26 protein-coding genes and 1 pseudogene are annotated in these 26254 nt (G+C 60.5%); 14 read left to right on the top strand and 13 right to left on the bottom strand.

Annotated elements, in window-relative coordinates; translation table 11 throughout:
- Position 1: 1 nt before the first annotated feature.
- From ACYVI2_RS26200 to ACYVI2_RS26210, 3 genes are all read left to right on the top strand, one after another.
- Positions 2-1450, top strand: coding sequence for a DUF1254 domain-containing protein (locus tag ACYVI2_RS26200; protein ID WP_415817332.1), 1449 nt, complete (start codon positions 2-4; stop codon positions 1448-1450).
- Between the two features lie 83 nt (positions 1451-1533).
- A complete protein-coding gene (locus ACYVI2_RS26205; RefSeq protein WP_415817330.1) occupies positions 1534-3051 on the top strand; it encodes a DUF1254 domain-containing protein in 1518 nt (505 codons plus the stop codon).
- A gap of 105 nt (positions 3052-3156) precedes the next feature.
- Positions 3157-3906, top strand: a complete 750-nt coding sequence (locus tag ACYVI2_RS26210) for an IclR family transcriptional regulator (protein ID WP_415817328.1) — start codon at positions 3157-3159, stop codon at positions 3904-3906.
- A gap of 40 nt (positions 3907-3946) precedes the next feature.
- Here the strand turns inward: ACYVI2_RS26210 and ACYVI2_RS26215 are convergent, their stop codons facing one another.
- From ACYVI2_RS26215 to ACYVI2_RS26235, 5 genes are read right to left on the bottom strand one after another with little or no spacing between them, the layout of a single operon-like run.
- Entirely contained in the window at positions 3947-5449 is a 1503-nt protein-coding gene (locus ACYVI2_RS26215) for a class I adenylate-forming enzyme family protein (RefSeq protein ID WP_415817326.1), read from the bottom strand.
- A 16-nt stretch (positions 5450-5465) separates the two neighbouring features.
- Positions 5466-6200, bottom strand: coding sequence for a CoA-transferase subunit beta (locus ACYVI2_RS26220; protein ID WP_415817324.1), 735 nt, complete (start codon positions 6198-6200; stop codon positions 5466-5468).
- Positions 6193-7026 carry a CoA transferase subunit A gene (locus ACYVI2_RS26225; RefSeq protein WP_415817322.1) on the bottom strand — a complete coding sequence of 278 codons (834 nt, stop codon included), beginning with the start codon at positions 7024-7026 and terminating at the stop codon, positions 6193-6195. Before ACYVI2_RS26225 ends, ACYVI2_RS26220 begins: the two co-directional genes overlap by 8 nt.
- Positions 7027-7084: 58 nt before the next feature.
- On the bottom strand, positions 7085-7804 hold the full coding sequence (locus ACYVI2_RS26230) for an enoyl-CoA hydratase/isomerase family protein (protein WP_415817320.1): 720 nt from the start codon (positions 7802-7804) through the stop codon (positions 7085-7087).
- Entirely contained in the window at positions 7801-8967 is a 1167-nt protein-coding gene (locus ACYVI2_RS26235; RefSeq protein ID WP_415817318.1) for a CaiB/BaiF CoA transferase family protein, read from the bottom strand. The genes ACYVI2_RS26230 and ACYVI2_RS26235 overlap by 4 nt, the downstream gene beginning before the upstream one ends.
- Before the next feature lie 200 nt (positions 8968-9167).
- Between ACYVI2_RS26235 and ACYVI2_RS26240 the strand changes: the two genes are divergently transcribed.
- Both ACYVI2_RS26240 and ACYVI2_RS26245 read left to right on the top strand, forming a co-directional pair.
- Complete coding sequence (locus tag ACYVI2_RS26240; RefSeq protein WP_415817316.1) at positions 9168-10145, top strand: Bug family tripartite tricarboxylate transporter substrate binding protein; 978 nt, start codon at positions 9168-9170, stop codon at positions 10143-10145.
- A gap of 176 nt (positions 10146-10321) precedes the next feature.
- Entirely contained in the window at positions 10322-10945 is a 624-nt protein-coding gene (locus ACYVI2_RS26245) for a LysE family translocator (protein ID WP_415817314.1), read from the top strand.
- Positions 10946-11007: 62 nt separating this feature from the next.
- Here the strand turns inward: ACYVI2_RS26245 and ACYVI2_RS26250 are convergent, their stop codons facing one another.
- Entirely contained in the window at positions 11008-11856 is an 849-nt protein-coding gene (locus tag ACYVI2_RS26250) for an SDR family oxidoreductase (protein ID WP_415817312.1), read from the bottom strand.
- Between the two features lie 314 nt (positions 11857-12170).
- On the opposite strand from ACYVI2_RS26250, the gene ACYVI2_RS26255 reads away from it, so the two are divergent.
- Positions 12171-13064 (top strand): AraC family transcriptional regulator, encoded by an 894-nt coding sequence (locus ACYVI2_RS26255; RefSeq protein WP_415817748.1) that lies wholly within the window; start codon positions 12171-12173, stop codon positions 13062-13064.
- 105 nt (positions 13065-13169) lie between these two features.
- Here ACYVI2_RS26255 and ACYVI2_RS26260 read toward each other — a convergent pair whose 3' ends face one another.
- Positions 13170-13670, bottom strand: a complete 501-nt coding sequence (locus ACYVI2_RS26260; RefSeq protein WP_415817310.1) for an Lrp/AsnC family transcriptional regulator — start codon at positions 13668-13670, stop codon at positions 13170-13172.
- A gap of 87 nt (positions 13671-13757) precedes the next feature.
- Between ACYVI2_RS26260 and ACYVI2_RS26265 the strand changes: the two genes are divergently transcribed.
- Entirely contained in the window at positions 13758-14933 is a 1176-nt protein-coding gene (locus ACYVI2_RS26265; RefSeq protein WP_415817308.1) for an MFS transporter, read from the top strand.
- Between the two features lie 537 nt (positions 14934-15470).
- Here the strand turns inward: ACYVI2_RS26265 and ACYVI2_RS26270 are convergent.
- Positions 15471-15860: pseudogene (locus ACYVI2_RS26270) on the bottom strand (transposase); the annotation flags it as partial.
- A 56-nt stretch (positions 15861-15916) separates the two neighbouring features.
- Between ACYVI2_RS26270 and ACYVI2_RS26275 the strand changes: the two are divergent.
- Both ACYVI2_RS26275 and ACYVI2_RS26280 read left to right on the top strand, forming a co-directional pair.
- Entirely contained in the window at positions 15917-16036 is a 120-nt protein-coding gene (locus tag ACYVI2_RS26275) for a hypothetical protein (RefSeq protein WP_460490375.1), read from the top strand.
- A gap of 17 nt (positions 16037-16053) precedes the next feature.
- A complete protein-coding gene (locus ACYVI2_RS26280; protein WP_415817306.1) occupies positions 16054-16233 on the top strand; it encodes a hypothetical protein in 180 nt (59 codons plus the stop codon).
- 201 nt (positions 16234-16434) lie between these two features.
- Here ACYVI2_RS26280 and ACYVI2_RS26285 read toward each other — a convergent pair whose 3' ends face one another.
- From ACYVI2_RS26285 to ACYVI2_RS26305, 5 genes are read right to left on the bottom strand one after another with little or no spacing between them, the layout of a single operon-like run.
- A complete protein-coding gene (locus tag ACYVI2_RS26285) occupies positions 16435-17154 on the bottom strand; it encodes a substrate-binding domain-containing protein (protein ID WP_460490373.1) in 720 nt (239 codons plus the stop codon).
- The gene (gene ligK, locus ACYVI2_RS26290; protein ID WP_415817304.1) at positions 17144-17827 is read right to left on the bottom strand and encodes a 4-carboxy-4-hydroxy-2-oxoadipate aldolase/oxaloacetate decarboxylase; all 684 of its coding nucleotides are present in this window, start codon (positions 17825-17827) and stop codon (positions 17144-17146) included. Before ligK ends, ACYVI2_RS26285 begins: the two co-directional genes overlap by 11 nt.
- A gap of 2 nt (positions 17828-17829) precedes the next feature.
- The gene (locus ACYVI2_RS26295; RefSeq protein WP_415817302.1) at positions 17830-18855 is read right to left on the bottom strand and encodes an amidohydrolase family protein; all 1026 of its coding nucleotides are present in this window, start codon (positions 18853-18855) and stop codon (positions 17830-17832) included.
- A complete protein-coding gene (locus tag ACYVI2_RS26300; protein WP_460490374.1) occupies positions 18852-19790 on the bottom strand; it encodes an NAD(P)-dependent oxidoreductase in 939 nt (312 codons plus the stop codon). Before ACYVI2_RS26300 ends, ACYVI2_RS26295 begins: the two co-directional genes overlap by 4 nt.
- A 52-nt stretch (positions 19791-19842) precedes the next feature.
- Entirely contained in the window at positions 19843-20823 is a 981-nt protein-coding gene (locus tag ACYVI2_RS26305) for a Bug family tripartite tricarboxylate transporter substrate binding protein (protein WP_415817298.1), read from the bottom strand.
- A 135-nt stretch (positions 20824-20958) separates the two neighbouring features.
- On the opposite strand from ACYVI2_RS26305, the gene ACYVI2_RS26310 reads away from it, so the two are divergent.
- The 5 genes from ACYVI2_RS26310 to ACYVI2_RS26330 all read left to right on the top strand — a co-directional run bounded on the left by ACYVI2_RS26310 (position 20959) and on the right by ACYVI2_RS26330 (position 26172).
- On the top strand, positions 20959-22305 hold the full coding sequence (locus ACYVI2_RS26310) for a LysR family transcriptional regulator (RefSeq protein ID WP_415817296.1): 1347 nt from the start codon (positions 20959-20961) through the stop codon (positions 22303-22305).
- 67 nt (positions 22306-22372) lie between these two features.
- Positions 22373-23242, top strand: a complete 870-nt coding sequence (locus ACYVI2_RS26315) for an amidohydrolase family protein (RefSeq protein ID WP_415817294.1) — start codon at positions 22373-22375, stop codon at positions 23240-23242.
- Positions 23243-23283: 41 nt separating this feature from the next.
- Positions 23284-24192: a LysR family transcriptional regulator gene (locus ACYVI2_RS26320; RefSeq protein ID WP_415817292.1), complete on the top strand. Its 909-nt coding sequence runs from the start codon at positions 23284-23286 to the stop codon at positions 24190-24192.
- Between the two features lie 107 nt (positions 24193-24299).
- On the top strand, positions 24300-25301 hold the full coding sequence (locus tag ACYVI2_RS26325; RefSeq protein WP_415817290.1) for a Bug family tripartite tricarboxylate transporter substrate binding protein: 1002 nt from the start codon (positions 24300-24302) through the stop codon (positions 25299-25301).
- Positions 25302-25350: 49 nt separating this feature from the next.
- Positions 25351-26172 carry an amidohydrolase family protein gene (locus tag ACYVI2_RS26330; protein WP_415817288.1) on the top strand — a complete coding sequence of 274 codons (822 nt, stop codon included), beginning with the start codon at positions 25351-25353 and terminating at the stop codon, positions 26170-26172.
- Positions 26173-26254: the final 82 nt, after the last annotated feature.

Genomic DNA, 26254 nt, shown 5'->3' on the forward strand with positions numbered 1-26254 from the left:
CATGACGACCGATCAGCACTGCCGTCCAGAGAAGGGTTCGAGATTGCAGTCTATCAGGGGCGCATTCGCCGTGATCGGGCTGTGCGCCAGCATGAATGTTGTGCTGGCAGCGCCGTTCCCGGACAAATTGCTCTCCACGCCTGGTACGCCAGACGTCGTGGAAAAAGGCATGGAGGTCGATGGCTATCAGCTCGCGGTTTCAGCGTATACCTGGGGTTACCCATTGGTACGCGTGGAACGCGCAATGCGCGAGTACACCGACGTGCCGTCGCCAAAGCCGGCAACCAGTTATCGCGCGCCGCTCAACCAGATAGGCTGGGCGACGGAGCTCGCATCACCGCAAGCCAAGGATATGCCCACCGCGAACAACGACACCTATTACATGAGCGCGGTGGTGAAACTGGACGAACCGTGGATCCTCACCGTACCGGACACGCACGATCGTTATTACGTGATCGACGTGTTCAACATGTATCAAGAGCTGGAGCACTACATTGGGCGACGCGCCACAGGCACCAAGGCAGGGAAATTCGCGCTGGTGCCTCCTGGATGGAAAGGCAAGCTTCCTGCCGGCGTCAAACGGCTGGACGTCAGCACCGACAAGGTCTGGCTCTGGGGACGCCTTCGCGTCGTACCAGGAGAAGCGCCCGCCAAGCTCCAAGCCTTGCAGCAACAGTTCAAGCTCCAGCCGCTGAACGCAGGGGGAAAACCTGCTCAAACATCTCTGGAGCCACTGCCGTCCATTGACGGCGACGAACTGGGTTTCTTTACTCACCTCGGCCAGATCATCAAAGCCAACCCCATTCGCACGGAAGACAAAGCCCTCTTCGCTCAATTCGAGCGCATAGGCCTGACGCAGGACGGTTTTGATCCGTCCAAGCTGAATCCCGCCGTCCGCAAAGGCATGCTGCGGGGCCTGGAGGATGGTCCCTCCGTAGCGGTGGCTTCGTTGGCCAGCACGAGCTCCAAGCGCAACGGCTGGGACTGGGTCACCGGGCTCGATAGTTTCGGCTACAACTATCCGCTGCGCGCGGTCGTGTCGGGTCCCTACCTCGGCGGTAACGGCGAAAAAGAGGCGATGTATCCCATACGCTATACCGATAGCGACGGAAAGGCGCTGGACGGCAGCAATCGCTATACCCTGAAGTTCGATACGCTGCCGCCTGTGAACGCGTTCTGGTCTCTCACGATGTACAACGCGGATGACAAAATGCTGGTGGCCAACGAGATCCAGCGCTACGAGGTAGGCTCGGACACCGAAGGCCTGACCAAAGCCAAGGATGGCTCACTGACGATTCCCATCCAGCACGAAAAGCCCACGAGCGACAACGCTGCCAACTGGTTGCCTGCACCCGATGGGCCCTTCTACGTGATCTTGCGCATGTATCAGCCCAACGAGGACATCTTGAGCGGCAAGTGGATGATCCCGGATTTGATGCGGGCCAAGTAAAGGGCGGGTTCGTCCGGGCATATATCGCTTGAATTGCAACAGCAATGCATCGTCGGGACTCCCGGCGCGACAGGGGATTTCGCATGTCTATATCACGTAGGGATTTCACGCGTACGAGTTTGGCCGCCCTTGGCGGGCTCTCCGCGGCGGTCGTTGCGCCGAGTGTCCGGGCGGCCGACCCGGCGTCTGCGGCTCGCCTGACCGTAGGCGCAGGTGAAAAGTCCGAACCTCTGGGTGGGCAGCCTCCGGCAGGAGCCGCGCCTTCGATTACCAATTTCGACTATCAACTCAAGTATCAACGCGCGTTCGAAGCCGTGCTGTGGAACATGCCTTCGGTGTCGATCTACAGCTTTCGCCGCGCAGCGTTTGACGGATTGGGATTGACGGACAACGACATCATTGCGTACTCGGCGCCAGCCACGCCAAAGCTCGAAGCGATTACCGCGAATAGCACGACGCCGTACATCACGGCATTCACCGACTTGCGCAAAGGCCCGGTGGTCCTGGTCGTGCCCGCCGCCGGGCCCGAGGGCAGCGTGTACGGGCAGGTCGTCGATGCTTGGCAGTTCACGATTGCCGATGTGGGGCCGTCGGGACTGGACAAGGGGAAAGGCGCGAAGTTTCTATTTACTGCACCAGACTACGATAAGCCGGTTCCAAAAGAGTACATTCACGTCCCGTCGCCAAATTTCCGGATATCGTTGGCATTCAGATCCGTGCCGGCACCGGGAAAATCTGCCGAGGACGCCTATAAATACGCGCGAAAGCTGCGTATGTACTACCTGTCGCAAGCGCAGAACCCGCCTGAACAGCGCTTTGTCAATCCAATCGGGGAACGATATCCCACGCTGCCGTTTTACGACGAGCGGCATTTCGAAGACATGCACGCCGTTCTGAGTGTCGAGCCGGTCAAGGAACACGACAAGGTCATGATGGGAATGGTCGCGTCGCTGGGCATCCGGGCTGGAAAGCCCTTCACGCCCGATGACGCAGCACGCAAAGCGATGCGCCAGGCCGCAATCGACGCGTGGTTTTATATGCAACACCGGTTCGACAATTTTCCTGCCGAGAAACTGTACTGGCCCGATCGGCATTATGCGTCGTTACTCCAGGCCGATAAGAACCAGAAATTCACGTTCGTCTACGACGATCGAATCGATCTGATCGAACGCGCCGCGGAGTATTTCTGGTGCACATACATGCCCAAGGAACTCAGCGAGAATCCCGCCACGCAATATTTGATGGCCGTCGCGGATGCCGATGGAAAACCGCTGCAGGCAGGCAAGCTCTACAAGCTGACAGTGCCTGCTCAGATGCCGGTCAAACAATTCTGGGCGTTGACGATATACGACCGGGCGACGAACGCTTTCATCTACAGTGAATCGAATCGTACGACGCTGTCTTCGTATGATCTTGACCAGCTGAAAAAGAACGCCGATGGCAGCGCCACGCTGTATGTCGGCCCCACTCCACCGGCGGGACTCGAGAACAACTGGATTCCAACCGAAGGTAAACGCCCGCTTCCCGCCATGCGATTTTATGGCCCGACCGAAGCCCTGAATAAAAAGACATTCAAGTTGCCTGACTTCACGCTCGCGTGATTCGTAAAGCCGTATATCTCCTTACGCGAGGACCTTTGGCCGCCACGGTGAAGTACACCTCCATGTGTAAAATGCCCCGGTTTTCCCAATATTCAGGAAATAGGCATGGACAAGACGCTACTCAAAGGCCTGACCGTTCTCGAAGCCGTCACCGACGTGGAGCACCCGTCGCGCACGATCGAGGAACTGGCGGCCCGGGTAGGCTTGACCCGCAGCAACACGCACCGGACGCTGCAGACGCTGATGCACGCCGGCTACATCGAGCGTGACGAAGGCGCCGGCTACCGTGGCGGCATCCGCCTGTTTGAACTGGCTGCGCGGCAACTCGGTAATCTCGACCTGCGCCGAATTGCGGGTCCGGCCATGCGCAAGCTCGCCGCTGACACCGGTGAAACCGTTCACCTCTCGGTGCTCGATGGCATCGAAGTCGTCTATATCGACAAGATCGACAGCCCCCAGCCGATCCGTGCTTATTCGATGATCGGCGGACGGGCGCCGGCGTATGCCGTGGCCACGGGCAAGGCACTGCTCGCCCATCAGCCCGAAGGCTATCTCGAGGCGTACGCGGAGTCGCTCAGCCGTCATACCGGCGCCACGATCACCACGCTGCCGCTACTGAAAGAGGATCTGCGACGTGCGGTGCGCGCCGGCTATGCCTTGAACCGGGGAGAATGGCGAGACGGCGTGGGCGGTGTTGCGGTAGCGATCTTCAATGCCCTGGATGATGTCGTGGGCGCGATAGGCATTTCAGGACCGCTGGACCGGCTGTCGTTAGGCCGAGCCAAGGAACTGGCCGCCGACGTCAAAGCCTGTGCCGCCGGTATTTCAGCGGCCCTCGGACACAAAGCTCCCTGAAGGACAGACCCCTGGCGCCTGTCGGCTGTCCATCGGCACCTCACAACATGACAGCCGCCTGACGCTGTGTTTCCACCCATTTAGCGACCGCCTTGCGATCAACCTTGCCCACTGCATTTTCTGGCAATGCCTCGCACCGGTACACGTTCTGCGGAACATAGATACGCCCGAGCCGTTCCTGGACTGTGGCGCGCAGCGCCGCTTCGTCGATGAGAGGCACACTCGCGTCCGCCACAATCACTGCCACCGGCACTTCTCCGAGATCATCATCAGCCTGGCCTACGACGCAACATGCCGCGATGCCGGGAAGCGATGCCAACAGGTCTTCGATCAATTTTGGCGAGATGTTTTCTCCACCGCGGATGATCACCTCCTTGATGCGGCCAGTGATAGTGAGATAACCCTCGGCATCGAAACGGCCGAGATCGCCGGTATGCAGCCAACCATCGCGCACCGGATCATCGCCATCATGGCCCAGATACCTCAGCATCAGCGCGCCGCCGCCAATGCATATCTCGCCCTCGCCTCCTGGCGGCACGGGCGTACCAGCGGCATCAAGCAGAGCAACCTGCTGACCGGCCAAGACCGTCCCGACGGTTCCGATGCGACGCGCGCCTGGCGGATTCATCGTGGACGTGCAGGTCGCTTCGGATAGACCATAGGAGACAACCAGTTCGCAGCCCGTAAACGCCTCGATCTCACGATGCAAGGCCGGTGTGATCGGCGCCGAACCGCAGCGCATCAGCCGCAGGCGGGCGAATGAGTCTGGCGAGATTTTTTGCTGCAGCATGCGTGCATACATCGTGGGCACGCCGGTGAGAATAGTCGGCCGGAAGCGCGACAGCACATGGGGCAAGGCCTCGGCGCGAAACCGCTCGGCCAGCGCAATCGTCGCACCGCAGGCCAGCGGCGCAAAGACTTGATTGTTGATGGCATTGGTATGGTGCAGCGGCATCAGATGCAGCAATACGTCTGCCGGTGTCAGCGCCGTGTGAGCGATGACACCGTGGGCATTGAGCGCCAGCCCGCGATGCGCCAGCAACACGCCCTTGGGTTTGCCGGTACTGCCAGAAGTGAACAACAACAGCGCAGCCTGGTCCGGTTCGGGATTTTCTGCCCAGAACGCAGTGGCGCCCTGCAAATCCTCAAACGCCAGCACATGCCCTTCCAGTAGGTCGGACGCCGCTGCACAAGCCGCATTCTCATCATCGTGCACGATCCAGCGCAATCCCACGGCCTGCACTCGGCGCGCGGTTTCCTCAGCGGCTATACGCGGCTCCAATGGGCAGGGGCACGCACCAGCGGCAATGCAACCCAGCAACATCAGCACTTGCGCGGGGCCGCGCTCCAATGCCAGCGCAACGTAGTCTCCCGGCTGTACACCAGCACGCCGAAGGCCCCCAGCGAGCGCACGCACATCGTGATCCAGTTGCGGATAAGTCCAACTGCGCAGTTCGGTAACCAACGCAAGCTGGTCTTGGAATGCCGGCGCACGCCACACCGACTGCCAGACCTGCGGCAGGCTCGAGATCGCATTCATCATGGTCTCCTCGCTCGTCTCAGCGCAACTTCACATTGGCATCGCGTTCAAATGTGCCGTCTGGATCGAGCGCTGCCAACGCGGCGCGCTCTGCAGTTGTCGGGAACGGCGTAGGCTCGGCGCCCGTCGCGTCGAAATCAAAAGCCGTGCGCTCGCGCACTTCCTCAAGGCTGGAATCCGGATGCCAGGACTGCAAAGCCAATCTGCCGTCTCGCTTGATAAAGATGGCAATCGGCGTAGCCACGCCGTGAAAGCCTCCCCACGAAGTACGAAAGTCGAGCTTCTGCACAAAGGTACGAGTGGAATGCTCGGTACGCCATGTGCAGGCTCTACGGGCAGTCGGCAGCATGACTGCACCGCCACCACCACCGGGCAGACGTACCTTGGGCTGATGCCAATCGCCAATGCAAGAGTTATTGGCGCACCCTTCGCCATCGATCTGCGCCGCCCCAAGAAAGGTGAGATCCATTTTTCCACGCGTACATAGATCGTAGAAATCTTCGTTAGAAAAAATCGATGCGGTATGTGCCGCGAGCTGCGGATCTGAACTCGAGATCGGAATCGACTCGGGCCGCGGATCCACTCCGCCCGCCACGTTGATGTAAATGAAATCGAAATCGTAGGCGCGCTTGGCCAACAGGCAGGCCAGCATCGGCGGCGTGGAGTTCACACCGCTGAAGGTGATTTCATTAGGCCGGATGAATCGCGCCAGGCCTAGCACCACGTGTTCGAACGGGGAAAATGCTTCAGACATGCAGGGTCTCCTTGAGCTCGGGCGCTTCGGCCATGTGGGCCTCTAACGAACCTTCCTTATTCATGTAGCGCTCGACCGCGGGATAGTCGATGTCGTAATACGGCGTGCAAGAGCCGGGCCATGCACTGCCGGGCAGCACGGTAAATGCCTCCACCATGAAATACGGCAGCAGCGTCGCCTCTGGCTGATCTTCGAACACGGCGGTTTCCACGAGTCTCTCAGCTACCACCAGTACAGTGCGGGCTGCACGCGACATGATGCGATCCCAGTGCGCTGTGCCGTATACACGTGCATTACCGAGCCGGTCGATTTCAGATACCTGCAACACCGCGAAATCCGGTTTCACGGCGGGAATCAGATAGGTGCTGGCGCCACTGCCGTATGGGTCGTCCAGTAATGTCCAATTGTTCAACGCAGGAAGATCGCTGCCGTGCAATCCGCCGCAAGGCATAAACGGCACACCAAAAGCGGCCGCACGCAAACCCGCAGTCAAGCTGGCGCACGCATGCTCTTCGAGTTTGAGCTCATCGCGTTCGATCGCCTTGCGATACCACGGCGCGAGGCCAAAGTTGCCTTCCATCGCGACAATACCCGCGCGCGCCCGCGAGGCAACGCCCGCGCGGCACAGAATATCGATGTCATACCCCGGGGATTGTTTGATGATCTCCAGATCGCGGCGCTGCTGCCGGATCAGCTCGCGCACGAACGCAAATGGACCGCGATGCAGAAAGCTGCCTCCCAGCGCCACCGACGAGCCGTCGGAAATCTTGGCGGCCAGTTCGGTCAACGCCATCTGTTTACCGGATTGGTTAAAGCCTGATGTCATTTGTCTCACTCCAGATAAGCCCCGCTGCTCGCCGGCAGCATAGGCGGCAAACGTCTGCCTATGGATTCAAGTAGGCGTGTATACGGCTCTTTAGCCCCGGCGCAGCGGCCGAGCGCACCAGACTGGCGAGATCAGCGTCGCTCTCGCTGCCACCCAGCACAGCGTGCAGCTGTTGGCGAGCGCTGGCACTCAGCTCACGTGCACTGACATGCGCAGCAGCCGCTACTGCCTCCCACTCGCCCGCCGCGGCGAGCGACGTGGCAAATCCCATTTGCAGCGCGGCCTCGGCATTAAAGGTACGAGTGTGAATCAGCACGTCATGCGCGGTCTGCGCACCTACCACGGCCGCAAAGCGGCGCGTGCCCAGCACCAGGCCGAACTTCAGTCCAGGCATACGAAAACTCGCATCCGGTGTCGCCACGCGCAATCGGCACGCACCGAAGAGATCCACGCCAGCACCGAAATTTCTGCCATGAGCCAGCGCCAGAGTGAGCGCGGGCGATGCCGCTACTTTCTGCAGCAGCTGTTCCAGGCGCACGAACCGCAGCAACAAATCGCCGTCGCTCTGTTCCTCGTAGCCGCCAAAATCGAAACCCGCGCTGAAATTCTTCCCACTGCCCTGAAACACGATGGCCTCGCTGTGCTGAGCATGTGCGTCGTCGACCGCCGCAATGAGCCCCTCCACCAGCTCGGCCGACAACGCGTTCATCTTTTCAGGTCGTTGCAGCGTGATGCGGCACAGGCCATCCTGATATTTCACATCGACGAGTGCGCTCATGGTGATACCTTGTCCGCATTACGCAGCGTACCCAGAATTTCCTCGGTGTGTTCTCCCAGGCTGGGTGGACGCATGCGGATAGGCGCGCTGGCGCCACCGATACGCACCGGCGCGCCGAATGTCTTGGTCTGCACGCCATTGGGCAATTCCAGCGGACGCACCCATTCCATGTGCTCGACCTGAGGATCGGTCAACACCTCTGAGTAGCTGTTGATCGGCGCGCACGGCACGCCACGCGCGCGGAATTTCTGCAACCAATTGGCGCCGTCGTCCTGCACGAACAGAGCCTCGAGGAATTCGCGCAGCTCGTTCTGGTTGCGTGCGCGCAGCGTAGTGCTGGCGTAACGCGGATCCTCGACGAGTTCAGGATGACCGATGATCTCGCACACCGATCGCCACAGCGCATTGTTGCCCGCAGCCATCCCAAAATATCCGTCGCGGCAGCGAAACGCCTGATATGGCGCATTGCGCGGATGCGCGGAGCCGAGTTTCTGCGGGTCTTTACCGCTGCCGAAATATTCCGAGGTCTGCAACGCGGCAATGCCGAGCGTAACGCCCAGCATGGCGACGTCCAGATGCGTGCCCTTTCCTGTATTTTCTGCCACGCGCAGCGCAGCCGAGATAGAGGTCGCCGCATACAGGCCGGCGGTGAAATCCGCCAGCGGCACGCCGCATTTCACGGGCGCACCACCCTGCTCGCCTGTCACGCTCATGATGCCGCTCATGGCCTGGATGGTGAGGTCAAAGCCCCCCTCTTGCGAACGCGGCCCGGTCTGGCCATAGGCAGAGATCGAGCAATAGATGAGACGCGGGTTACGAGCTGCCAGGGCTTCGTACCCCAGACCCAGGCGCTCCATCACGCCCGGACGATTGTTTTCCAGCAGCACATCCGCATCGTCGATCAAGCGGCGTGCGAGCTCGGCATCACCTGCGTCCTTGAGATTCAGGGTGACCGAACGTTTATTGCGATTCAAAGAAGCGAAATTCTCGCTATATCCATCACTGAGAGGCGGCCACGACCTGAGGGTGTCGCCGCCTTCCGGATGTTCAATTTTGATGACATCGGCCCCCATATCCGCGAGCAGCATGCCGCAGAACGGTCCTGCAGCCACGTTGCACACCTCGATGACTCGCACACCGGCCAATGCTTGCTTGTGATCCATGTTGCCTCTTTGTTTTTCAAATCCTGATTTTCATACATCGAATCCCATAAAAAACCTGGGGTAGTCGATCAATACTTGACCAGAATAGCACCACATGCGATTCTTGTTAAGCCAAATTTGGGATTCATATCCTATATTTTGGGAAATACAGAAAGGCACATAACTTTGCGCCATAAGAAACACATCGGAGACAAACCACCATGTACAAGACCCTATTGCTATTTCTCGCCGCCGCCATCAGCGGCCCGCTGATGGCCGTCGCCCACGCCGCTGATTGGCCCGACCGCCCTATTCGAATGATCGTCCCCTATCCACCCGGCGGCGCCACCGATGTCGCAGCCCGCCTTTACGCACAACACATGGGCGATTTCCTCAAACAAACCGTCGTCGTAGAAAACAAAGCCGGTGCGGGTGGTGAGGTAGGCGCCGAGGCCGTCGCGCGCGCCACACCCGATGGCTACACCGTGCTCATGGGCGCGCTGGGCAGCCTCGCGATCAACGCTTCGCTGCTCGACAAACAGAACTACAGCTTCGTAAAGGATTTCAAGGGGGTCTCTGTTGCCATCACCATGCCGATGGCGCTGGCAGTGAACACCACCGTGCCGGCCACCTCCGTACAGGAACTGATCGCCCTGGTTAAATCGCGCCCCGGCAAACTGTCGATGGGCTCGGCCGGTAACGGCAGCTCGCAGCACATGGCCGGTGAATTATTCAAACAAATCACCGGCACTGACATCCTGCACGTTCCCTATCGCGGCAGCGGTCCGGCCGTCACCGACTTGCTCGGCGGGCAGATCGATATGGTGATCGACACGCTGCCTGCGCTAATGCCCCAATTGGCCAGCGGCAAGATCCGTATTCTCGGCGTCACCACCGCCGAGCGCGCCCCCGCCCTGCCCGACGTCAAAACGCTCGCCAAACAAGGCGTCCAGGGCTATGCAGTGGCGACGACCTATGCCTTGCTGGCGCCGACAGGTACGCCGCCCCAAGCCATCGAAAAAATGTCGATGGCCATGCAGAAAGCCGGTGCACTGCCTCAACTGCGCGACGGCGCTGCCAAGCTAGGTGCGAAAGCAACGCCCACGTCGCCGGCTGAGACTGACAAAGTGATATCCAACGAATTGGAGAAATGGGCTGCCGTTGTGAACCGTTCGACTACCCGCACTGCCAAGAAGTGATTGACCAACCAGATCATCATCTGGCAGTAACCAATTCCAGCACGTGAGTAAAGATGACGCCGGCAAAGCCGCTTGGCAAAAGTCTCAGGCGGGCAACGCTACAGCAATGGTAAGGTTCCATATACGCCAAGTGGCGCATCGCCGAGTTCTAATCAATCACCTCTCGAGTTGGATTCATGGAATATCTATCTCAATTGCTCACGCTGTCCGGCATCGTTCTCCTGGCCTGCATCAGCCCTGGGCCGGACTTCGTCGCCGTCACGTCGAATGCCTTGAATGACCGGCGATCAGGCGTGTTCGTTGGCCTGGGGATCGCGTGCGCGGTAGTCGTGTGGGCGACCTTGGCCATCCTGGGGTTTGGATTGCTTATCAAGGAGCTGTTCTGGTTGTATGAAGCCATCCGCTTGGTCGGAGCGGCTTACTTGATCTATCTCGGCACTCGGATGCTGATGGCCTCGTTCAAAGCCAGGAACGGTACGCCACGGGTAGACGATGTGCCGCGAATCGGGGCATTGCAAGCCTGGCGCCAGGGCTTCATGGTCGGCATCACGAATCCAAAGACGGCGACTTTCTTTGCCACCCTGTTCGTGACCGTACTGCCGGTCGGAGCACCCACGTGGGTGTATGTCAGCGTGGTTGCCTTGGTGGGGTTGATAACGGCTGGGTGGCTGGGGTTACTCGCTGCATTCTTTTCCGTGGGACGTGTTCGGTCGGTCTATGCACGTGTGAGCCGCGTGGTCGATGCAGTGATGGGCGCGGCGCTTGTGGGGTTGGGGATTCGTTTGGCTAGCAGTCGTTAAAACGTTCATGCACCTCTGAAGAAAGAGCCCGGAGATCATGCCGGGCCATTTGAGCTCTTCTATCACTCCACGAAATCGGTGGCTTTCGACGAGCCCTTCCACGCGTTCAAGTCTTTCTCGACAGCCGAGGACTTGGCTACAGCCAGTTCATTGGCGATTTTCCCGGCAAACAAATGCAGTGGCGGCGTCTCGACGCTGGCCGCCTGGATAATCAGCAAGGCGAGCTTGTCCGGATCTCCGGCCTGATGGCCGTGCAGCGTGTCCAGATGCAGGTCAAGCGAAGCCTTCGCTTCGGCGTAATCGTCGATCTGGTGCTTGGCCACGGCCAGGGCGCCACTGGACAGAAAATCGGTACGGACAGGGCCTGGATACACCACCGTGGCGTGGATGCCTAGTTCCGCGACCTCCGCGGCCAGCGACTCCGTCAACCCGGCGAGCGCGAACTTGCTCGCTACGTAGCTACCCCAGCCCGGATAGCCGCCCTGGTAACCCACGATGGATGCGATATTGATGATGTGCCCGCTGCGTTGTGCGCGCAGATGTGCCAGAGCATGACGAACTACGATCACCGGCGCGAAGAAATTGACCTCAAAGTTCTGACGTAGCTCTTCGTCGGATAGTGCCTCGATCGTGCCTTGTTGCGCATAACCCGCGTTGTTGACGACCACATCGATGCCGCCGAACATTCGCATGGCCTGCATGATCGCCTGTTCGACGCTTCTATCATCGGTCAAGTCTACTTCGAGCGGCAGGAAATTTTCGGATGGTTGCCCGAACACTTTCGTCAATGCTGTTGCGGTGCGCGATGTTGCGGCCACACGATGACCTTGTTCAAGCAAACGTTTGACGAGCTTTTGGCCGACGCCTTTCGATGCACCGGTGACGAACCAGATACGGGATGTAGATTTCATGATGATGGGTCCTGATTGGGATATGTTGTGATAAATAAGTGAGATAGCAGCGATGTAGACCCCGTGCGAGGGCAGCGACATCGATGTCCTTGGGCAGCGGACCAATTTCAGAACTGCCATGAAGCAATATTCATTCATTGGCCGATGAAAGAATGGTAGAAAAATCCGCCGCTCAGGCGAATACATGGACCGATGCCATCATTGCCTATTCCTATTACCTGGGTAACGTGCGCGAAATAGCGACGCTAGAATGATCCCCGTCGTGACAACAGGAAAGAACGGTGCCTAACCTCCGCAATCCCGCTTCGACCAAAATGATCCGTCTGCTGGAGCAACTCGCGCCCAACGAGGGGTACACACAGTCGGCGCTGGACAGCGTGCGGCTGATGCGGTCGGATCGCCCGCTCGGGCGCACGCCCGTGCTGTATGAACCGAGCATCGTGATTGTTTGCCAGGGCCGCAAACTGGGATTCCTGGGCGATGCGGTGTATACCTACGATGCACAGCACTACCTCGTGCTGTCCGTGCCGTTGCCGTTTTCCACGGAAACGCAGGCCTCGCCAGAGGAACCCATGCTTGCGGTATCCATCCGTCTGGACCTGCTGGAACTCAGCGACCTGATTACACAGATCGCTGCCGCCGAACACCACTCCGATGCATCACCGATAGGCATCACCTCCACCCGATTGGAAGGCGACCTCGCACATACAACACTACGGTTGCTGGATGCATTGACGAAACCTCTGGACGCGCAGATCCTGGGCTCAAGCATCGTGCGAGAGATCTGCTATCGGGTTCTCACAGGTGAGCAAGGCCCCGCCATGCGAGCGGCGCTCGCGCATCACGGCCGATTCGGGCGCGTGGCGCGAGCGCTCAATAGAATTCATACCGATTATGCAAAGCCGCTTAACGTCACCCGTCTCGCCGAAGAAGCCGGCATGAGCGTGCCCGCATTTCACGCGAACTTTCGCACGGTGACGCAGACATCGCCGATCCAGTACATCAAATCAACCCGTCTGCATCAGGCGCGCCTAATGATGATCCGCGATGGCGTGACTGCAGCAGCGGCAGCGGGGCGCGTCGGGTACGAGAGCGCGTCCCAGTTCAGTCGCGAATTCAAACGCCTGTTTGGGCGAACGCCCATTGATGAAGTGCGTGACATGCGCGAATCGTTTACGCTCTCGCCGGCTGCGCGCTTTGGGGCCTGAGCAATCAACATGGATTCGTCTGGTCCGCAGGCGAAAGACGTCCGTCCCAACTGACGCGCTAACTCAGGCGACTGCCATCGCAGCATCGATAGATACCCTGACGGCTCACCCTGGCGAAGGCCCACGCTCCAAAAACGTGGAAAGAGCAATGTAGCTGCGAACTGAACGGACTCCCTCCAGGCTTTGAATTTCCATCAACAAGGTCTCTAGCGATTCGGTGTCATCCGCGCGCACCTTGATCATCAGGCAACCGTCGCCCGCCACCGTGTGAAGTTCCTCGATTTCAGGCCGTCCAGCCAGTGCCAGCAATTGGCGCGTTGCGTTGTAGCTGCTCGTGTCCACTACGAGAAACGTCAGAAGCGTCCTGCCGAGTTTGCAACCGTCCAGGATAGCCACGGTGCCCTTGATCACTCCTTCCCGCTTGAGTCTTTTGACTCGATCATGTACCGCGGGTTTAGAGAGGTGAACGATTTCGCTGAGCTCGGCATAGCTTTGCGACGCATCCTGGGCGAGTGCACCTAAAATTTTTCGGTCGATCGCGTCCAGTTCTGCGGGCTTATGCCGAATTTGCCGAACTGCGTCTGTTTCTTTCTGCTGTTGTGTCATTTCGATTTACGTCCGAATTTTGTATCCCATAAAATTAATATAAACGAACACTGTTCGGATGACATATTGCAGAAAGGAAATTGATTTATGCCAGTAGCACTGTTTGCGCTGGCGATAGGCGCGTTCGGAATTGGCCTCACCGAATTTGTCATCGCCGGCATACTTCCCCAGATTGCCCAGGATTTCGGTGTCGAGATTCCAACGGCAGGCCTCATGGCAACCACATACGCTCTGGGCGTCTTTGTCGGCGCACCCATCTTGACCGTGTTGGGCGCAAAAGTCCCCAGAAAGAAAATGCTGCTCGGTTTAGCTATCGTCTTTACATTGGGCAATGCTCTTACCGCGCTCGCTCCCACCCTGCCTATCGCGTTGGCCGGCCGCATCCTCACCGCCTTCAACCACGGCACATTCTTCGGAATCGGGTCCATCATCGCTGCATCGCTGGTCGCAAAGGACCGCCAGGCGAGCGCGATCGCCTTCATGTTTTCGGGCCTGACGATGGCGAATTTGTTCGGAGTGCCCGCCGGCACATGGTTAGCACAGGCCTATGATTGGCGACTGGTTTTCTGGCTGATCGCTGCGATCGGTCTTATTACCGCTATCAGCGTGGCGCTGCTTGTTCCCCGGATTAAGGCGGGAAAGGCGATAGCACTGAGAACGGAGCTGCGGGCTTTCATGGACCCCCAGGTGCTGTTGGCCATGGGAATCACCGTATTCGGCCCCGCAGCTTTTTTTACCTCCATCACCTACATCGCCCCGATGATGATCGAGGAAGCGGGTTTTTCAGATGCAGGCGTGGCTCGCTTGATGGTCCTTTTCGGTTTGGGCTTGGTTGTAGGCAACTGGATCGGTGGGCGCTTTGCGGACCGCTCCCTGTTTGGAACGCTGTTCGTAACCCTCGCCGGGCAGGCCGTAGTGCTACTTGTTTTTTGGATCGGTGTAAGTAGTGGTGCCGTCGCTTCTATCTCTGTCTTCCTCATGGCTGCATTTGGGTTCGCAACGGTCTCTCCGATTCAAAAGCTAGTCATGGACCGAGCCAACAGCGCTGGCGCGCCTACTATGGCGGCGTCCGTGAACATCGGCATGTTCAATCTCGGAAATGCTATCGGTGCCTGGGCCGGCGGAGCGACGATTGCGGCTGGATTTGGATTTGCTTCTCCGAACTGGGCGGGTGCAATACTCTCGCTGATCGCTCTTGGCCTGGCCGCTATTGCTTGGGTGAGCGCCGGCAGGAAGTGTGCAGTCGTGGCCGCTGAATGTTGAAACGATAAGGGGCGTGGAAACGCTGCGCGGCCACTCGGCTTGCCGCGCTCGACCCGTCTAGAATGTGGCTTGGCGTCTCTTGATCATGACTTTCACTGTGACGCCTTGAGCTTCGTTCGATAGGCGCAGTCACCGCTCAGTGCTGGCATCAACGACTAGTTGCGGCCGAGGCTGTGTGGAAACGTATTGGAAGTCTGAGCGTGTGCAGCATTCGGCAGTGAACGTGCCGTTGGTCATACGCCGCGATCCAGCTTACTTATTTGTTGAGCGGCCTTATAAGTGAGGCTTTGGCCTATTTCGCGAGCTTCAACAGCGCATAAATGGGCTTAAGCCCTTGCCGACTTGATCGCTTTCATCGTTCCAGCGATGCCCAACATGCTCATCAACCGCTTCAGGTTGTAGGCGAGCACATGCAAGCTCATTTCGGCACTCACATGCTCGAGCGTACGCGTCAGGAAGCACCTCTTCATGTTCCCAGCGGCGGATACGTCGATAGCTGCTAGTCGTGCACTGGTGTTTGATGAGGCATTGAGGACAAGCACTTGATTTGCTGCCGTCGATGGCAACGATGGCTTGCGAGAATATCTTTAACTGGCGGCACATGGCGACGAAGCGCTTACAGACATTGCGGATGCCAGGGCCGTTGTTGCGACGGAAATCAGCAATGGTTTTGAAGTCTGGCGCCAATCGGCCCGTGAGCCACATCAGCTCCACATTGCGTTGTGCTTCTCGCTCAAGCCGACGGCTGGACTGGATACGGGTGAGGTACCCGTAGATGTAGAGCTTTAGCAGAACGGCGGGGTGATAGGCGGGGCGCCCCGTCGCCGCAGGATCGACACCCTTGAAGCCAAGCGACTGTAGGTCAATCTCATCGACGAAGATGTCGACAACGCGTACCGGGTTGTCCTCGCCAATGAAATCGTCCAGACACTCCGGCGGTAGCGCAGGCTCTCGCCATCGATTCCGGCAGTGCCGTCTTTTTAATCGAGCGCGTGTCCTTCACCGAAGGACAGCGGCCCATCGATTACGAAAAGCTCCACTATCGCGGCGATCTCATCAGTCTCGTCACGCGCTTGGCCCGCCGTCCACGCGACCGATCGTGACCCAGAGTCCAACCGAGATGGAAATCCTATGGCTATTCGTGGCCGCTTTCGGTGCAAGTGCGCTTGGCGGAGTGCTTGGCATGGCGAGTGGCATCTTCATCGTACCTATCCTCACGCTGCTTTTTGGTGTGGACATCCCAACGGAAGCGCCACTGAGGTTGATGGAGATGATCTATGAATCGACCAAGGCTTCCTAGAGACTTCGCAGCCTAGAGTTTAGGTACCCAGAAAGGGGGATATGAGCAGCAAGGGTACACGCAAGAGTTCAAGGTTGAGGCGGCTAAGCAGATTCTGGGCCCACTCAGCCTGCTGTATCCGGGAATGGTCCTGGCCTCGAACTCAATCACGGCAGTGCCTCCGGTCTATGGCCGCCGCACTTTATCGGCCATTCGGATTTTCTACCACCTGGCTCGGACTCCCGTCATCCCGTTCGCCACTTTGGCCGCCTCAACTGCAGGCGATGTGAGATAAGCCAGAAAGGCTTGCGCGGCCTGCCGGTCGCGCACGGGCGAAGCCAGGGCCGCCGAGAACGTGGTGGTCAGCTGGATCGATTCGTGCAGTGGGCCGAGCAGGGTAATGCCCTCGACGTTCAGCAATTCACTCAACTGCTGAAAACCGAGATCGACTTCGCCGGACGCGACGAGAGACCCGACAGGAATGCCAGGGCGCGCCTGCACCAGGCGCGGCACGCCCTCGCCACCGTCCGGCGTGATGCCCCATTTCTCGAGCTGGCGCAGAATATGTCCGCCACTCGGTCCGGTCGAGTAGCCGATCGCACCGGCGTTGCGCACCGCGTTGCGGATCGATTCCTCGCTGCCGACGTCGGGCACTAGCGCGCCGGTTTTCACCGCCGCCGCCATTGACGAGTCCACCACGCCGACCAGCGTGCCGCGATCGACTTTCCCTTCGGACGCCAGGCGCTCCATCACGTCAGCGGCCAGCAAAACAAGGTCGAACGGTTCGCCGTCGCGCACGCGCTTGGCGGCGTCGACGCCGCCGACCGATTCGAACACGACGGATTGCCCCATGTCGCGCGCGTACTGCTCGGTCAGCCGCGCCAGCAGCGAGCGAGTAACCATGGACGCTATGCCCTTCAGGGCCTGGCGTTCAGTCGACATAGCGCAGCCCCGCGGTTTCCAGAGAGCCTCGCATGTTGTACATATCAAGGCCGAGCACACCGGAGGCGAGCTTGGCGCGCTTGTCCGCCTCGTTCGCTTCGCGGGCCTGGGCCTTCTCGAGCGTCTGCGTAGCGATACCGGCCGGCACGATGACGACGCCGTCATCGTCAGCCACGACCACGTCACCCGGGTTGACGATGGCGCCCGCACACACGACCGGAATGTTCACCGAGCCGAGCGTGGCCTTGACCGTGCCCCTGGACGAGACTGCCTTGCTCCACACCGGAAACGGCATGCCCTGAAGCACGCTGATGTCGCGCACACCCGCGTCGATAATAAGCCCGCGCGCGCCGCGCGCTTTGAAGCTGGTAGCGAGCAGGTCGCCGAAATAGCCATCGGTGCAATCGGCGGTCACCGCTGCGACGACGAGGTCGCCTGGCTGGATCTGCTCGGCGACGACGTGCATCATCCAGTTGTCGCCGGGCTGCAGCAACACGGTAACGGCGGTCCCGCCCACTTGCGTGCCGGGATAGATGGGCCGCATATAGGGTTTCATCAGGCCGACGCGACCCATCGCCTCGTGTACGGTAGCGCTGCCGAGCTGGCCGAGCTTGGTCGCGACATCGCCGTTAGCGCGCACGATGTTGCGATATACCACTCCGATTTCATACATAGTCACTGCCCTTTTTGCTTGAGCGCCGCGTCCAGGCGAGGGTACACGCGACGGGCGTTGCCTTCATAGATCTTGTAGCGTTGCTCCGGTGTCACGCTGGCGGCTTCGATGTAGCGCTTGGTGTCGTCGTAGTAGTGGTTCGTGCGCGGATCAATACCCCGCACGGCGCCGATCATCTCGCTGGCAAACAGGATGTTGTCGACCGGAATCACGTTGGTCAACAAGTCGATCCCAGGTTGGTGGTAGACGCAGGTATCAAAGAAGATGTTGTTCAGCAGATGCTCTTCCAGTACCGGCTTCTTCATTTCTTGCGCCAGGCCACGAAAACGCCCCCAGTGGTAGGGAACCGCCCCGCCGCCGTGCGGGATCACGAAGCGCAGGGTCGGGAAATCGTGGAACAGGTCGGAGGTCAGGCACTGCATGAACGCGGTCGTGTCAGCGTTCAAGTAGTGCGCGCCGGTGGTGTGGAAGCAGGCGTTACAACTGGTGCTCACGTGAACCATCGCGGGGATGTCGTACTCGACCATCTTTTCGTAGATCGGGTACCAATAGCGATCAGACAGTGCAGGCGAGGTCCAGTGACCGCCCGAAGGATCGGGATTCAGGTTGATCGCGACGTTACCGTGCTGTTCGACGCACTTGACCAACTCGGGGATGCAGGTCGAGACGTCGACGCCAGGGCTCTGCGGCAGCATGGCCGCAGGGGTGAAGTGGTCGGGAAACAACTGGCTGACGCGATAGCACAACTCGTTGCAGAGGGCTGCCCACGTGCTCGATACCTGAAAATCGCCGACGTGATGCGCCATGAAGCTGGCACGGGGACTAAAGATGGTCAAGTCGAGGCCACGCTCGCGCATCAGGCGCAGTTGGTTGGTCTCGATCGATTCGCGCAGCTCGTCGTCACTGATCTTCAGCTCGGACGGCTTGGGCATGACGGACGGATCCTTGATGCCGGCGATCTGGCGGTTGCGCCAGTCTTCCAGCGCCTTGGGTGCGGTAGTGTAGTGGCCGTGGATGTCGATAATCATGCTTGGTCCGGCAAGGTGAGGTTCGGTGCTTTAAGTTCGGGCAGCAGGCTTTCGCGCCAATCCGGCAGGGCGCCCTTCTCGCTCAGGTGGGAGCGCAAGGCGACACCGGTGCGCGCCACGCTTTCCTGCACATCGGCAATAGCCGTGGCCAGACTGGCGTCCACTCCGATTTCGCCGAGCATGGCGGCCGCTTCCCGCATTTCCTCAGAACGCCGCTGGCCATGCTCGACCACCCGGCCGATCAGATAAGCTTCGTAGCCAGTGTCCCAGCCCACGCTCGGGAAACTGGCCGCGAGCGAGGTCAACACACGGGCATCCGCGCCGAAATAGCGAGCGGCCAGCATGCACTGCACGCACATGGACTCCATTCCCTTGATCATGATGCTGCGGCACAGCTTGATCGCCGAAGCCAGGCCGATGCTATCGGCCACGGCCTCGGTCTTCATGCCGAGCCCGTTCAATTCCTCTGATACCTGCCGTGCGAGGCGGCCACCCAAGAGCATGGGCACGCGTGCCCCCTGGGGCGGAACGGGCGCCATGACCGCCGATTCGACGTAGTCGGCCCCGCTGCGCTCGATGCTCGTGCTGTTGTGCTGCTTCACCTTGGGCGAAACCGAGTTGAGGTCGATGAAAATCTGCCCCGGCCGCATGTGCGCGGCGGCCGCTTCAGCCACGGCCTGCGCCTGGCTGGCCGTTACCGCGGAGAACACCAAGCGCGCGCCGGCCAGCGCTGACGCCAGAGTATCGTGCGTAACAGCACCGGCACGCTGGGCACGGACGAGGATCGCTTCACGCGCGCCGGGATCGTCGAGCTTCACGTCGTAGGTCGAAACCGTGCGTCCCTGGGCAACCCAGGCCGAGGCCAGAATGGGGCCGACTTCGCCAAAGCCGATAATCGCAATGGCGTTCACATCGGCATGAATGGATGATTGCATAATGATTTTTTCCAAAAAGCGTTAACGACTAAAGGGACGAATGCGCCGCCCCTTACTCCGGCACGATGCCAGCCTGCTGCACAGCGGCCTTGGAACGGTCGAATTCACCGCGTAGGAAAGCGCCGAAACCGGCCCCCGTACGTTCCGCCCGGATCGCCACTTCGGCACCCTGGTTGCGGATGTTGCTGGTCACATTGGTGTCGTCCAGGCTCTTGGCAAGCGCCTGCTGTACCAGATTCCTGACTTCCTCCGGCGTGCCGGCCGGGACGAGTAGACCGACATAGCTAGTGGCGATGAAATCGGCCACGCCCTGTTCGATGGCGGTCGGCACATCGGGCACAAGCGGCGACCTGTTCTGCGCGGCTATCGCCATAATGCGGGTCATGCCGGACTTGTGCAGGGGCTGGGCCGTGGACAGTTCGGTAAAGGCCGCATCAAGCGTCCCGCCTACCAGATCTGCCGTCAGCGCGCCGCCGCCCTTGTACGGCACATGCGTGAGATTCGCACCCGTCGCGGCAACGAATCGCACCAGCGTCATATGCGTGGCGCTACCGACGCCAGACGTGCCCACGTTTATCGGCCGCTGCTGCGAGAGCTTAATGAGCTCAGGCAGTGTCTTGGCGGGCAGGGATGGGTTCACGGCCAACACGTGGGCCACATCGCTGATCTTGCCCAGGGGAATCAGATCCTTGAGCGGATCGTAGGTCATGTTCTTCTGGAAGAAAAGGTTCACCGTCAGCGGCCCGTTCGAACTGGCCAACAGCGTGTAACCATCGGGCTTGGACCGGGTCACGTAGCCCGCGCCGATCCCGCCGCCAACGCCGGCACGGTTCTCCACCACGATCGATGTACCCAACAGGGGCCCCATGGCCGCACCGACCAGGCGCGCCATGGTGTCCACATTCCCCGCAGCGGCGAAAGGCACAATCATGTGGATGGGTTTGCTGCCAGGGTAGGCCGCGGCACGCGCCCAAGCCGGAAGGGACGCGGCGGGCAGCGCCAGGGCCATTTGAACAAATGAACGACGATTCAAGATAATCTCCACCATAGCTAGCTATGGATACTAGTGAGGGCGACTGACAGTATGAGGACGTCGTTACCTGGGCGGGTTGCCTAGTTCCGCACAACTCGTTCTAATATTTTTATCGACCATTCCTCGACCATGTCCATGAAAACGGACCATGCGGCATACGGCGACGCCGAATCCCTCGTCAACCTCCACCACCTCAGGGTGTTCTGCGACGTCGCCGCCAGCGGCGGCGTACGGCGTTCGGCGGAATCGCTGTTTCGCGCCTCGTCGGCCATCACGCGGGCCATTGGCCGGCTGGAAGAAAGCCTGGATATCCAGCTCTTCGAACGCAAGGGCACCGGCATGCTGCTGACCGCCGCCGGTGAAACCGTACGCATGCGCGCCCTGCGCATCGAAGACGAACTCAACACCATCCGGGCCGAGGCACGGGCGCTGCATCCGTCTTTCGGCAGGGTCGCGACAACGACGAGCAGCCTGTTCCAGACCCGCAAACTGATGATGGCCGTCATGTTGGCCGATATCCACCACATGCCCACAGTGGCGCATTTGCTGGGCGTCACGCAGCCCGCCGTCAGCGCGGCCATCGCCAGCCTGGAAGCCGGCCTGGGCCGACGCCTGTTTGAGCGCGCGCCACACGGCATGGTACCTACCGCGCCGGGCGCGCCATGGCTGCGCCGCTTCAAACGCGTACTGGCAGAACTACGCCACATCCGGGCCGACATTGCCGCCCTGAGGGGCGACCTCGAAGGCATCATTACCGTCGGCGCCCTGCCGCTGGTGCGCACCCTGCTCCTGCCCCGCGCGATCGCCAACGTCCTTGCCCGCCATCCGCGCGTGCGCATACGCACGCTGGAAAGCCCTTATGAAGACCTGTGCGCGGACCTGCTCTGCGCCGATGTGGATTTCATCCTGGGCGCCATGCGGCCATTGCAGGATGCCACGCTGCAGACCCGTGTTCTGTTCGAGGAAAATCTCGTTCTGATCGCGCGTGCCGGCCACCCGTTGTCGCGGAAACGGCAGATCGGCTTCACCGACCTGCTCCGCTACCCCTGGGTCGTATCGCGAGAATGGTCGCCGCTGCGCAAGCAACTAAACGCCTTTTTCACAAGCCACGGCCACCCTCTTCCCATCCCCTCGGTGGAAACTGCCGACTTGGCCCTCCTGCGTGGCCTGCTCCTGGACACCGACATGCTGACCGTTTTATCAGAACACCAGTTGCACCACGAGTTCAGCACCGGCAAGCTGGTCGCGCTGAACTCGCCGATGGACGGTCTGACGCGGCAGATCGGCGTTACCACCCGCACCGGGGCTCAGCTTTCTCCTGGTGCGCTGGCCCTGCTGCGAGAAGTGGAGATATTGGCCGCGCCGATCGCCGCCCTGCCCCTTGATCAGTCTCCCGATCCCGCCCAACTATGGGGGGACCCAATAAATAAATTAGATCGCCCTGCTCGCACAAAAGCAACGACCGGTCATCTCCGGTCGTGAATACTGTCTATTGCCAACGAACTCCGTTCACGTTTTTTCTCGATAATGAGCAAGCGGCCATCCTTTCATGAGAACCGTCCCCCCTCCTCAGTCCTCCCCCAGCAAGCCCACGTACGCGCTGCCGCGCCATGCCTGCGATACGCACGTCCACATCTACGGCCCGAGCGACCGCTTCCCCTACGACCCTGATCGCCCGTACGATGCGCCCGAGGCGCCCGCTCAGGCACTGGAAAACCTGCACCTCCACCTAGGCGTGGACCGCGTGGTCATCGTCCAGGCAACCGTGCATGGCACCGATAATCGCGCCATGCTCGACGCCATCGCGCGCAGGCCCGACAGCGCGCGCGGCGTGGCGCTAGTGGCCGACGACGCCACCGACAATGAACTGCAAACCCTGCATGCCGGGGGCGTGCGCGGCCTACGCTACAACTTCATGCCGCACCTGGGGCATTCCGCCGACCCGCGAGCAGTATTGGCGATGGCCCGCCGCGTCGCACCGCTCGGCTGGCACGTGCAACTGCATGTACAAGCCGAACATCTGGCCGAGCTTCATCCTTTTCTAAGCACCCTGCCCGTTCCCTATGTAATCGACCACATGGGCCGCCCCATGGTCCGTGACGGTCTCGAGCAACCTGCCCTGACGGAATTACTGCGCGTGCTGGAAGACGAGCAGGCTTGGCTCAAGATCAGCGGGCCGGAACGCATTTCCGAAATCTTGTCGCAAGGCCCGATCCCCTATGGCGATGTCGTGCCCTTCGTGCAGAGCATGCTGGCCGTGGCCGAAGACCGCATCGTCTGGGGGACGGACTGGCCCCACCCGAACGTGCGCGAAGTGCCCGACGACGGCAAGCTCGTCGATCTCCTGCCGCGCTATGCCGACGCCGGCGTCCTGCACAAAGTGCTAGTGGACAATCCCGCCCGGCTCTACGGATTCTGATCCGCCAGAAGGGCCCAGGCTCGTGCTACCGTAGCCCCACAATGCAGATCGACTTCCTGGGCATGCAGGCGTTCCTGGCCATTGCCGAGCACGGCAGTTTCCAGCAAGCCGCCCTGCACCTGAACCTATCGCAGACCGCTATCAGCCACCGGATCCGCAAGCTGGAAAACAGCCTCGGAACTCGGCTGCTGGCGCGCACCACGCGGGACGTCACGCTCACCGATGCTGGGCAGGCACTGCTGCCGCGCGTGCGCGGCGCCATGCGGGAACTGGCCCTGTCCTACGACACCGTGCGCCAGCACCGCAATGCCGCGCCGCAATGGCTGGCCTTCGCCTGCCTGCCCACACTGGCCGCGCAGCACCTCTCTCCCATTCTGAGAGATTTCGGCGAACGGCACCCGCATCTGGCGATCCGGGTCTTTGACAACTCCATCAACGAGATCGCAGAACTTGTCGAGTCAGGTATCGCGGCTTTTGGCGTATCCGTCGCGGCGCCAGTGCACGCAGCCCTGACCGTCGAGCCCTTCGCCGAAGAGCCTTTCGTATTGGCCTGCCCCGCCGGCCATCTGCTGGCGCGCCAGCCCCGCGTATGCTGGGACCAGCTGCGCGACGAAGCGCTGATCCGCATCAGCCTGCCCGCCGGCAACAGCACCACTATCGACGATGCACTGGGCGAACGGCGGCTGCATTTACGCTGGATCTACGAAACCCAGCACACCGCCGTGGCCCTGAATTTCGTGGAAGAGGGCCTGGGGCTGACCGTGGTACCTGCGCTGTCGATACCAGCCTCGGCCAGCTTGGTCGCCCGGCCCTTGGGCGAACCGGGCATCACGCGCAGACTCGCCATTGTCACGCGCCACGGCGCCACCCTGGCGCCCGAAGCCGCCATGCTGCGCGACAGGATCATGCAGGCGCTGGCCGGCGCCGCCAGCATCCCTCAACTGCGCTGACGCAGCGCATCATGAAACCGGCGCATGAATCGGATCAAACAATTCATTTGCTGCGGAGGTGTCGGCCTACTTAGACTGCGCAGCAGCCAAATAACGAGGAGACCGACATGCGCAAATCTACAATGCCGCGCCGCGCCGCCATCCGTTGCCTGACCAGCGGCCTGCTGGCCATAGCCAGTTCGAGCGCCCTGATACCAGCCACCCAGGCTGCCAGCCCCTACCCTGGCGACCAGCCCATCCGCCTCGTGGTGCCCTTCGGCCCAGGCGGTCTGGCCGACATCTCGATGCGCTTGGTCGCGCAGAAACTCGGCGAACGCTTCAACGAGAAAGTCATCATCGACAACCGGCCTGGCGCCGGCGGCATCGTCGCGGCCAACGTCGTGCGGACCTCCCCCAAAGACGGCCACACCCTGATCGTCTTCGCCAACGGCACAGCGATCAGCAAATCGCTGTTCAACCTGCCCTTCGACCCCGAGAAGGATTTCACGCCCATCTCCACTGTCGCCTACTTCGACCTGATCCTGCTGACCAACCCGAAGGGCAAGATACACAACATGGCTGACCTGCTCGCGGAAGGCCGGAAGCGCCCGCTGACGCTGGGCACCATCAATCCCGGCAGCACGCAGAACCTGTCGGCCGCGCTGTTCAACTCGACTGCCAAGCTCGACAACGCCACCGTCATTCCCTTCAAGACCACGGCCGAGGTCATGGCGACCCTGGTGCGCGGCGACGTGGACGTAGCCTTCGAGTCGTATGCCGCGCTCAAAGGGCCTATCGACGCTGGCACGCTGCAGCCCATCGCGACTACCAGCGCCAAGCGCTCGACCTGGCTGCCCAATGTGCCCACCGTCAAAGAAAGCGGCCTGCCCACCTATGAAGTCACGGGCTGGAACGCGCTGTATGCCCCGGCCGGCACGCCGCCCGAAGTGATCGAGACAATCCACCACCAGTTGACCGAGGTGCTGCAGATGCCCGACCTGCGCAAGCGCTTCGAGGACCTGGGTACGGAGGCCCAGATCAGCACGCCCCAGGAAATGAGCGCCATCATGCATCGCGATGTCACTCTGTGGGCCGACGTCATCAAGCAATCGGGCATCCCGCGCCAATAAAGCGACAAGGCTCCTTCCTCTTAGCACGAAGTATCACAGGGTATTTTTCATGACATCAACGCCTCACCCGGAGCACTGCCTGCTCATCGATTCGCACGTCCATGTGTTCAAGCAGGACATGCCGCTGATCCCCAACCCGCGCCACAGTCCCACCTATAGCTTCACCGGCGAACAGTTGCTGGACGCCATGGGCACGAACGGTGTGCGCTTCGCCGTGATCGCCGCGGCCAGCCCGTGGGGCGACTACAACGACTACATCATCGATACGCTGCGCAGCAATTCGCGCCTGCGCGGCACGGTGATCCTGGAGCCCTCGGTCGAACGCATCGTGCTCGACGAGATGGACCGCGACGGCGTGGTTGGCGTGCGGTTGCCTTTCATCAGCATGAAAGAGCTACCCGACCTCGACAGCTGGAACTACCGCAAGTTCCTGCGCCGCCTGGTCGACTTGGACTGGCACGTGCACGTCCACATCGACGGCCCGCGCCTGCCGCTGGTGCTGCCTTATCTGGAACGTTCCGGCGTGAAGATCGTGATCGACCACATTGGCCGTCCCGATCCCGTGACTGGCATCGAAGGCGATGGCTTCAAGGCCATGGTGAGCTCAGTGGAAAAGGGCCGCACTTGGGTCAAACTCTCCGGTGCCTACCGTCTGGGCGAGAATGCCCGCGCTTGCGCGCAAGAATTGTGCCGCCGCGTGGGGTACGACAAGATGGTATGGGCGAGTGACCTGCCGTTCGTGGGCGGCGAGAAAGATACGGATTATCCCCGAGCCATCCAGTGGCTGAACGACACGATCCCGAACGAGGCGGATCGTCGGCGAGTGTTCGGGGAAAACGCGCTGAAGCTGTATTTCTCGCCACGGGCCTGAATGCACGTCTAAGAAAACGCCCCGGCTGGACGTAACGACCAAATCCTGCCTGGGCAGATCGTTGCCGAGTGAGCATTCACCC

It is taken from the genome of Bordetella tumbae (assembly GCF_054780995.1).

Coding starts and splice junctions, on each gene's coding strand:
- ACYVI2_RS26200 (WP_415817332.1), top strand. CDS start 2: ATGACGACCGATCAGCACTGCCGTCCAGAGAAGGGTTCGAGATTGCAG.
- ACYVI2_RS26205 (WP_415817330.1), top strand. CDS start 1,534: ATGTCTATATCACGTAGGGATTTCACGCGTACGAGTTTGGCCGCCCTT.
- ACYVI2_RS26210 (WP_415817328.1), top strand. CDS start 3,157: ATGGACAAGACGCTACTCAAAGGCCTGACCGTTCTCGAAGCCGTCACC.
- ACYVI2_RS26215 (WP_415817326.1), bottom strand. CDS start 5,449: ATGATGAATGCGATCTCGAGCCTGCCGCAGGTCTGGCAGTCGGTGTGG.
- ACYVI2_RS26220 (WP_415817324.1), bottom strand. CDS start 6,200: ATGTCTGAAGCATTTTCCCCGTTCGAACACGTGGTGCTAGGCCTGGCG.
- ACYVI2_RS26225 (WP_415817322.1), bottom strand. CDS start 7,026: ATGACATCAGGCTTTAACCAATCCGGTAAACAGATGGCGTTGACCGAA.
- ACYVI2_RS26230 (WP_415817320.1), bottom strand. CDS start 7,804: ATGAGCGCACTCGTCGATGTGAAATATCAGGATGGCCTGTGCCGCATC.
- ACYVI2_RS26235 (WP_415817318.1), bottom strand. CDS start 8,967: ATGGATCACAAGCAAGCATTGGCCGGTGTGCGAGTCATCGAGGTGTGC.
- ACYVI2_RS26240 (WP_415817316.1), top strand. CDS start 9,168: ATGTACAAGACCCTATTGCTATTTCTCGCCGCCGCCATCAGCGGCCCG.
- ACYVI2_RS26245 (WP_415817314.1), top strand. CDS start 10,322: ATGGAATATCTATCTCAATTGCTCACGCTGTCCGGCATCGTTCTCCTG.
- ACYVI2_RS26250 (WP_415817312.1), bottom strand. CDS start 11,856: ATGAAATCTACATCCCGTATCTGGTTCGTCACCGGTGCATCGAAAGGC.
- ACYVI2_RS26255 (WP_415817748.1), top strand. CDS start 12,171: ATGATCCGTCTGCTGGAGCAACTCGCGCCCAACGAGGGGTACACACAG.
- ACYVI2_RS26260 (WP_415817310.1), bottom strand. CDS start 13,670: ATGACACAACAGCAGAAAGAAACAGACGCAGTTCGGCAAATTCGGCAT.
- ACYVI2_RS26265 (WP_415817308.1), top strand. CDS start 13,758: ATGCCAGTAGCACTGTTTGCGCTGGCGATAGGCGCGTTCGGAATTGGC.
- ACYVI2_RS26280 (WP_415817306.1), top strand. CDS start 16,054: ATGGAAATCCTATGGCTATTCGTGGCCGCTTTCGGTGCAAGTGCGCTT.
- ACYVI2_RS26285 (WP_460490373.1), bottom strand. CDS start 17,154: ATGTCGACTGAACGCCAGGCCCTGAAGGGCATAGCGTCCATGGTTACT.
- ligK (WP_415817304.1), bottom strand. CDS start 17,827: ATGTATGAAATCGGAGTGGTATATCGCAACATCGTGCGCGCTAACGGC.
- ACYVI2_RS26295 (WP_415817302.1), bottom strand. CDS start 18,855: ATGATTATCGACATCCACGGCCACTACACTACCGCACCCAAGGCGCTG.
- ACYVI2_RS26300 (WP_460490374.1), bottom strand. CDS start 19,790: ATGCAATCATCCATTCATGCCGATGTGAACGCCATTGCGATTATCGGC.
- ACYVI2_RS26310 (WP_415817296.1), top strand. CDS start 20,959: ATGAAAACGGACCATGCGGCATACGGCGACGCCGAATCCCTCGTCAAC.
- ACYVI2_RS26315 (WP_415817294.1), top strand. CDS start 22,373: ATGAGAACCGTCCCCCCTCCTCAGTCCTCCCCCAGCAAGCCCACGTAC.
- ACYVI2_RS26320 (WP_415817292.1), top strand. CDS start 23,284: ATGCAGATCGACTTCCTGGGCATGCAGGCGTTCCTGGCCATTGCCGAG.
- ACYVI2_RS26325 (WP_415817290.1), top strand. CDS start 24,300: ATGCGCAAATCTACAATGCCGCGCCGCGCCGCCATCCGTTGCCTGACC.
- ACYVI2_RS26330 (WP_415817288.1), top strand. CDS start 25,351: ATGACATCAACGCCTCACCCGGAGCACTGCCTGCTCATCGATTCGCAC.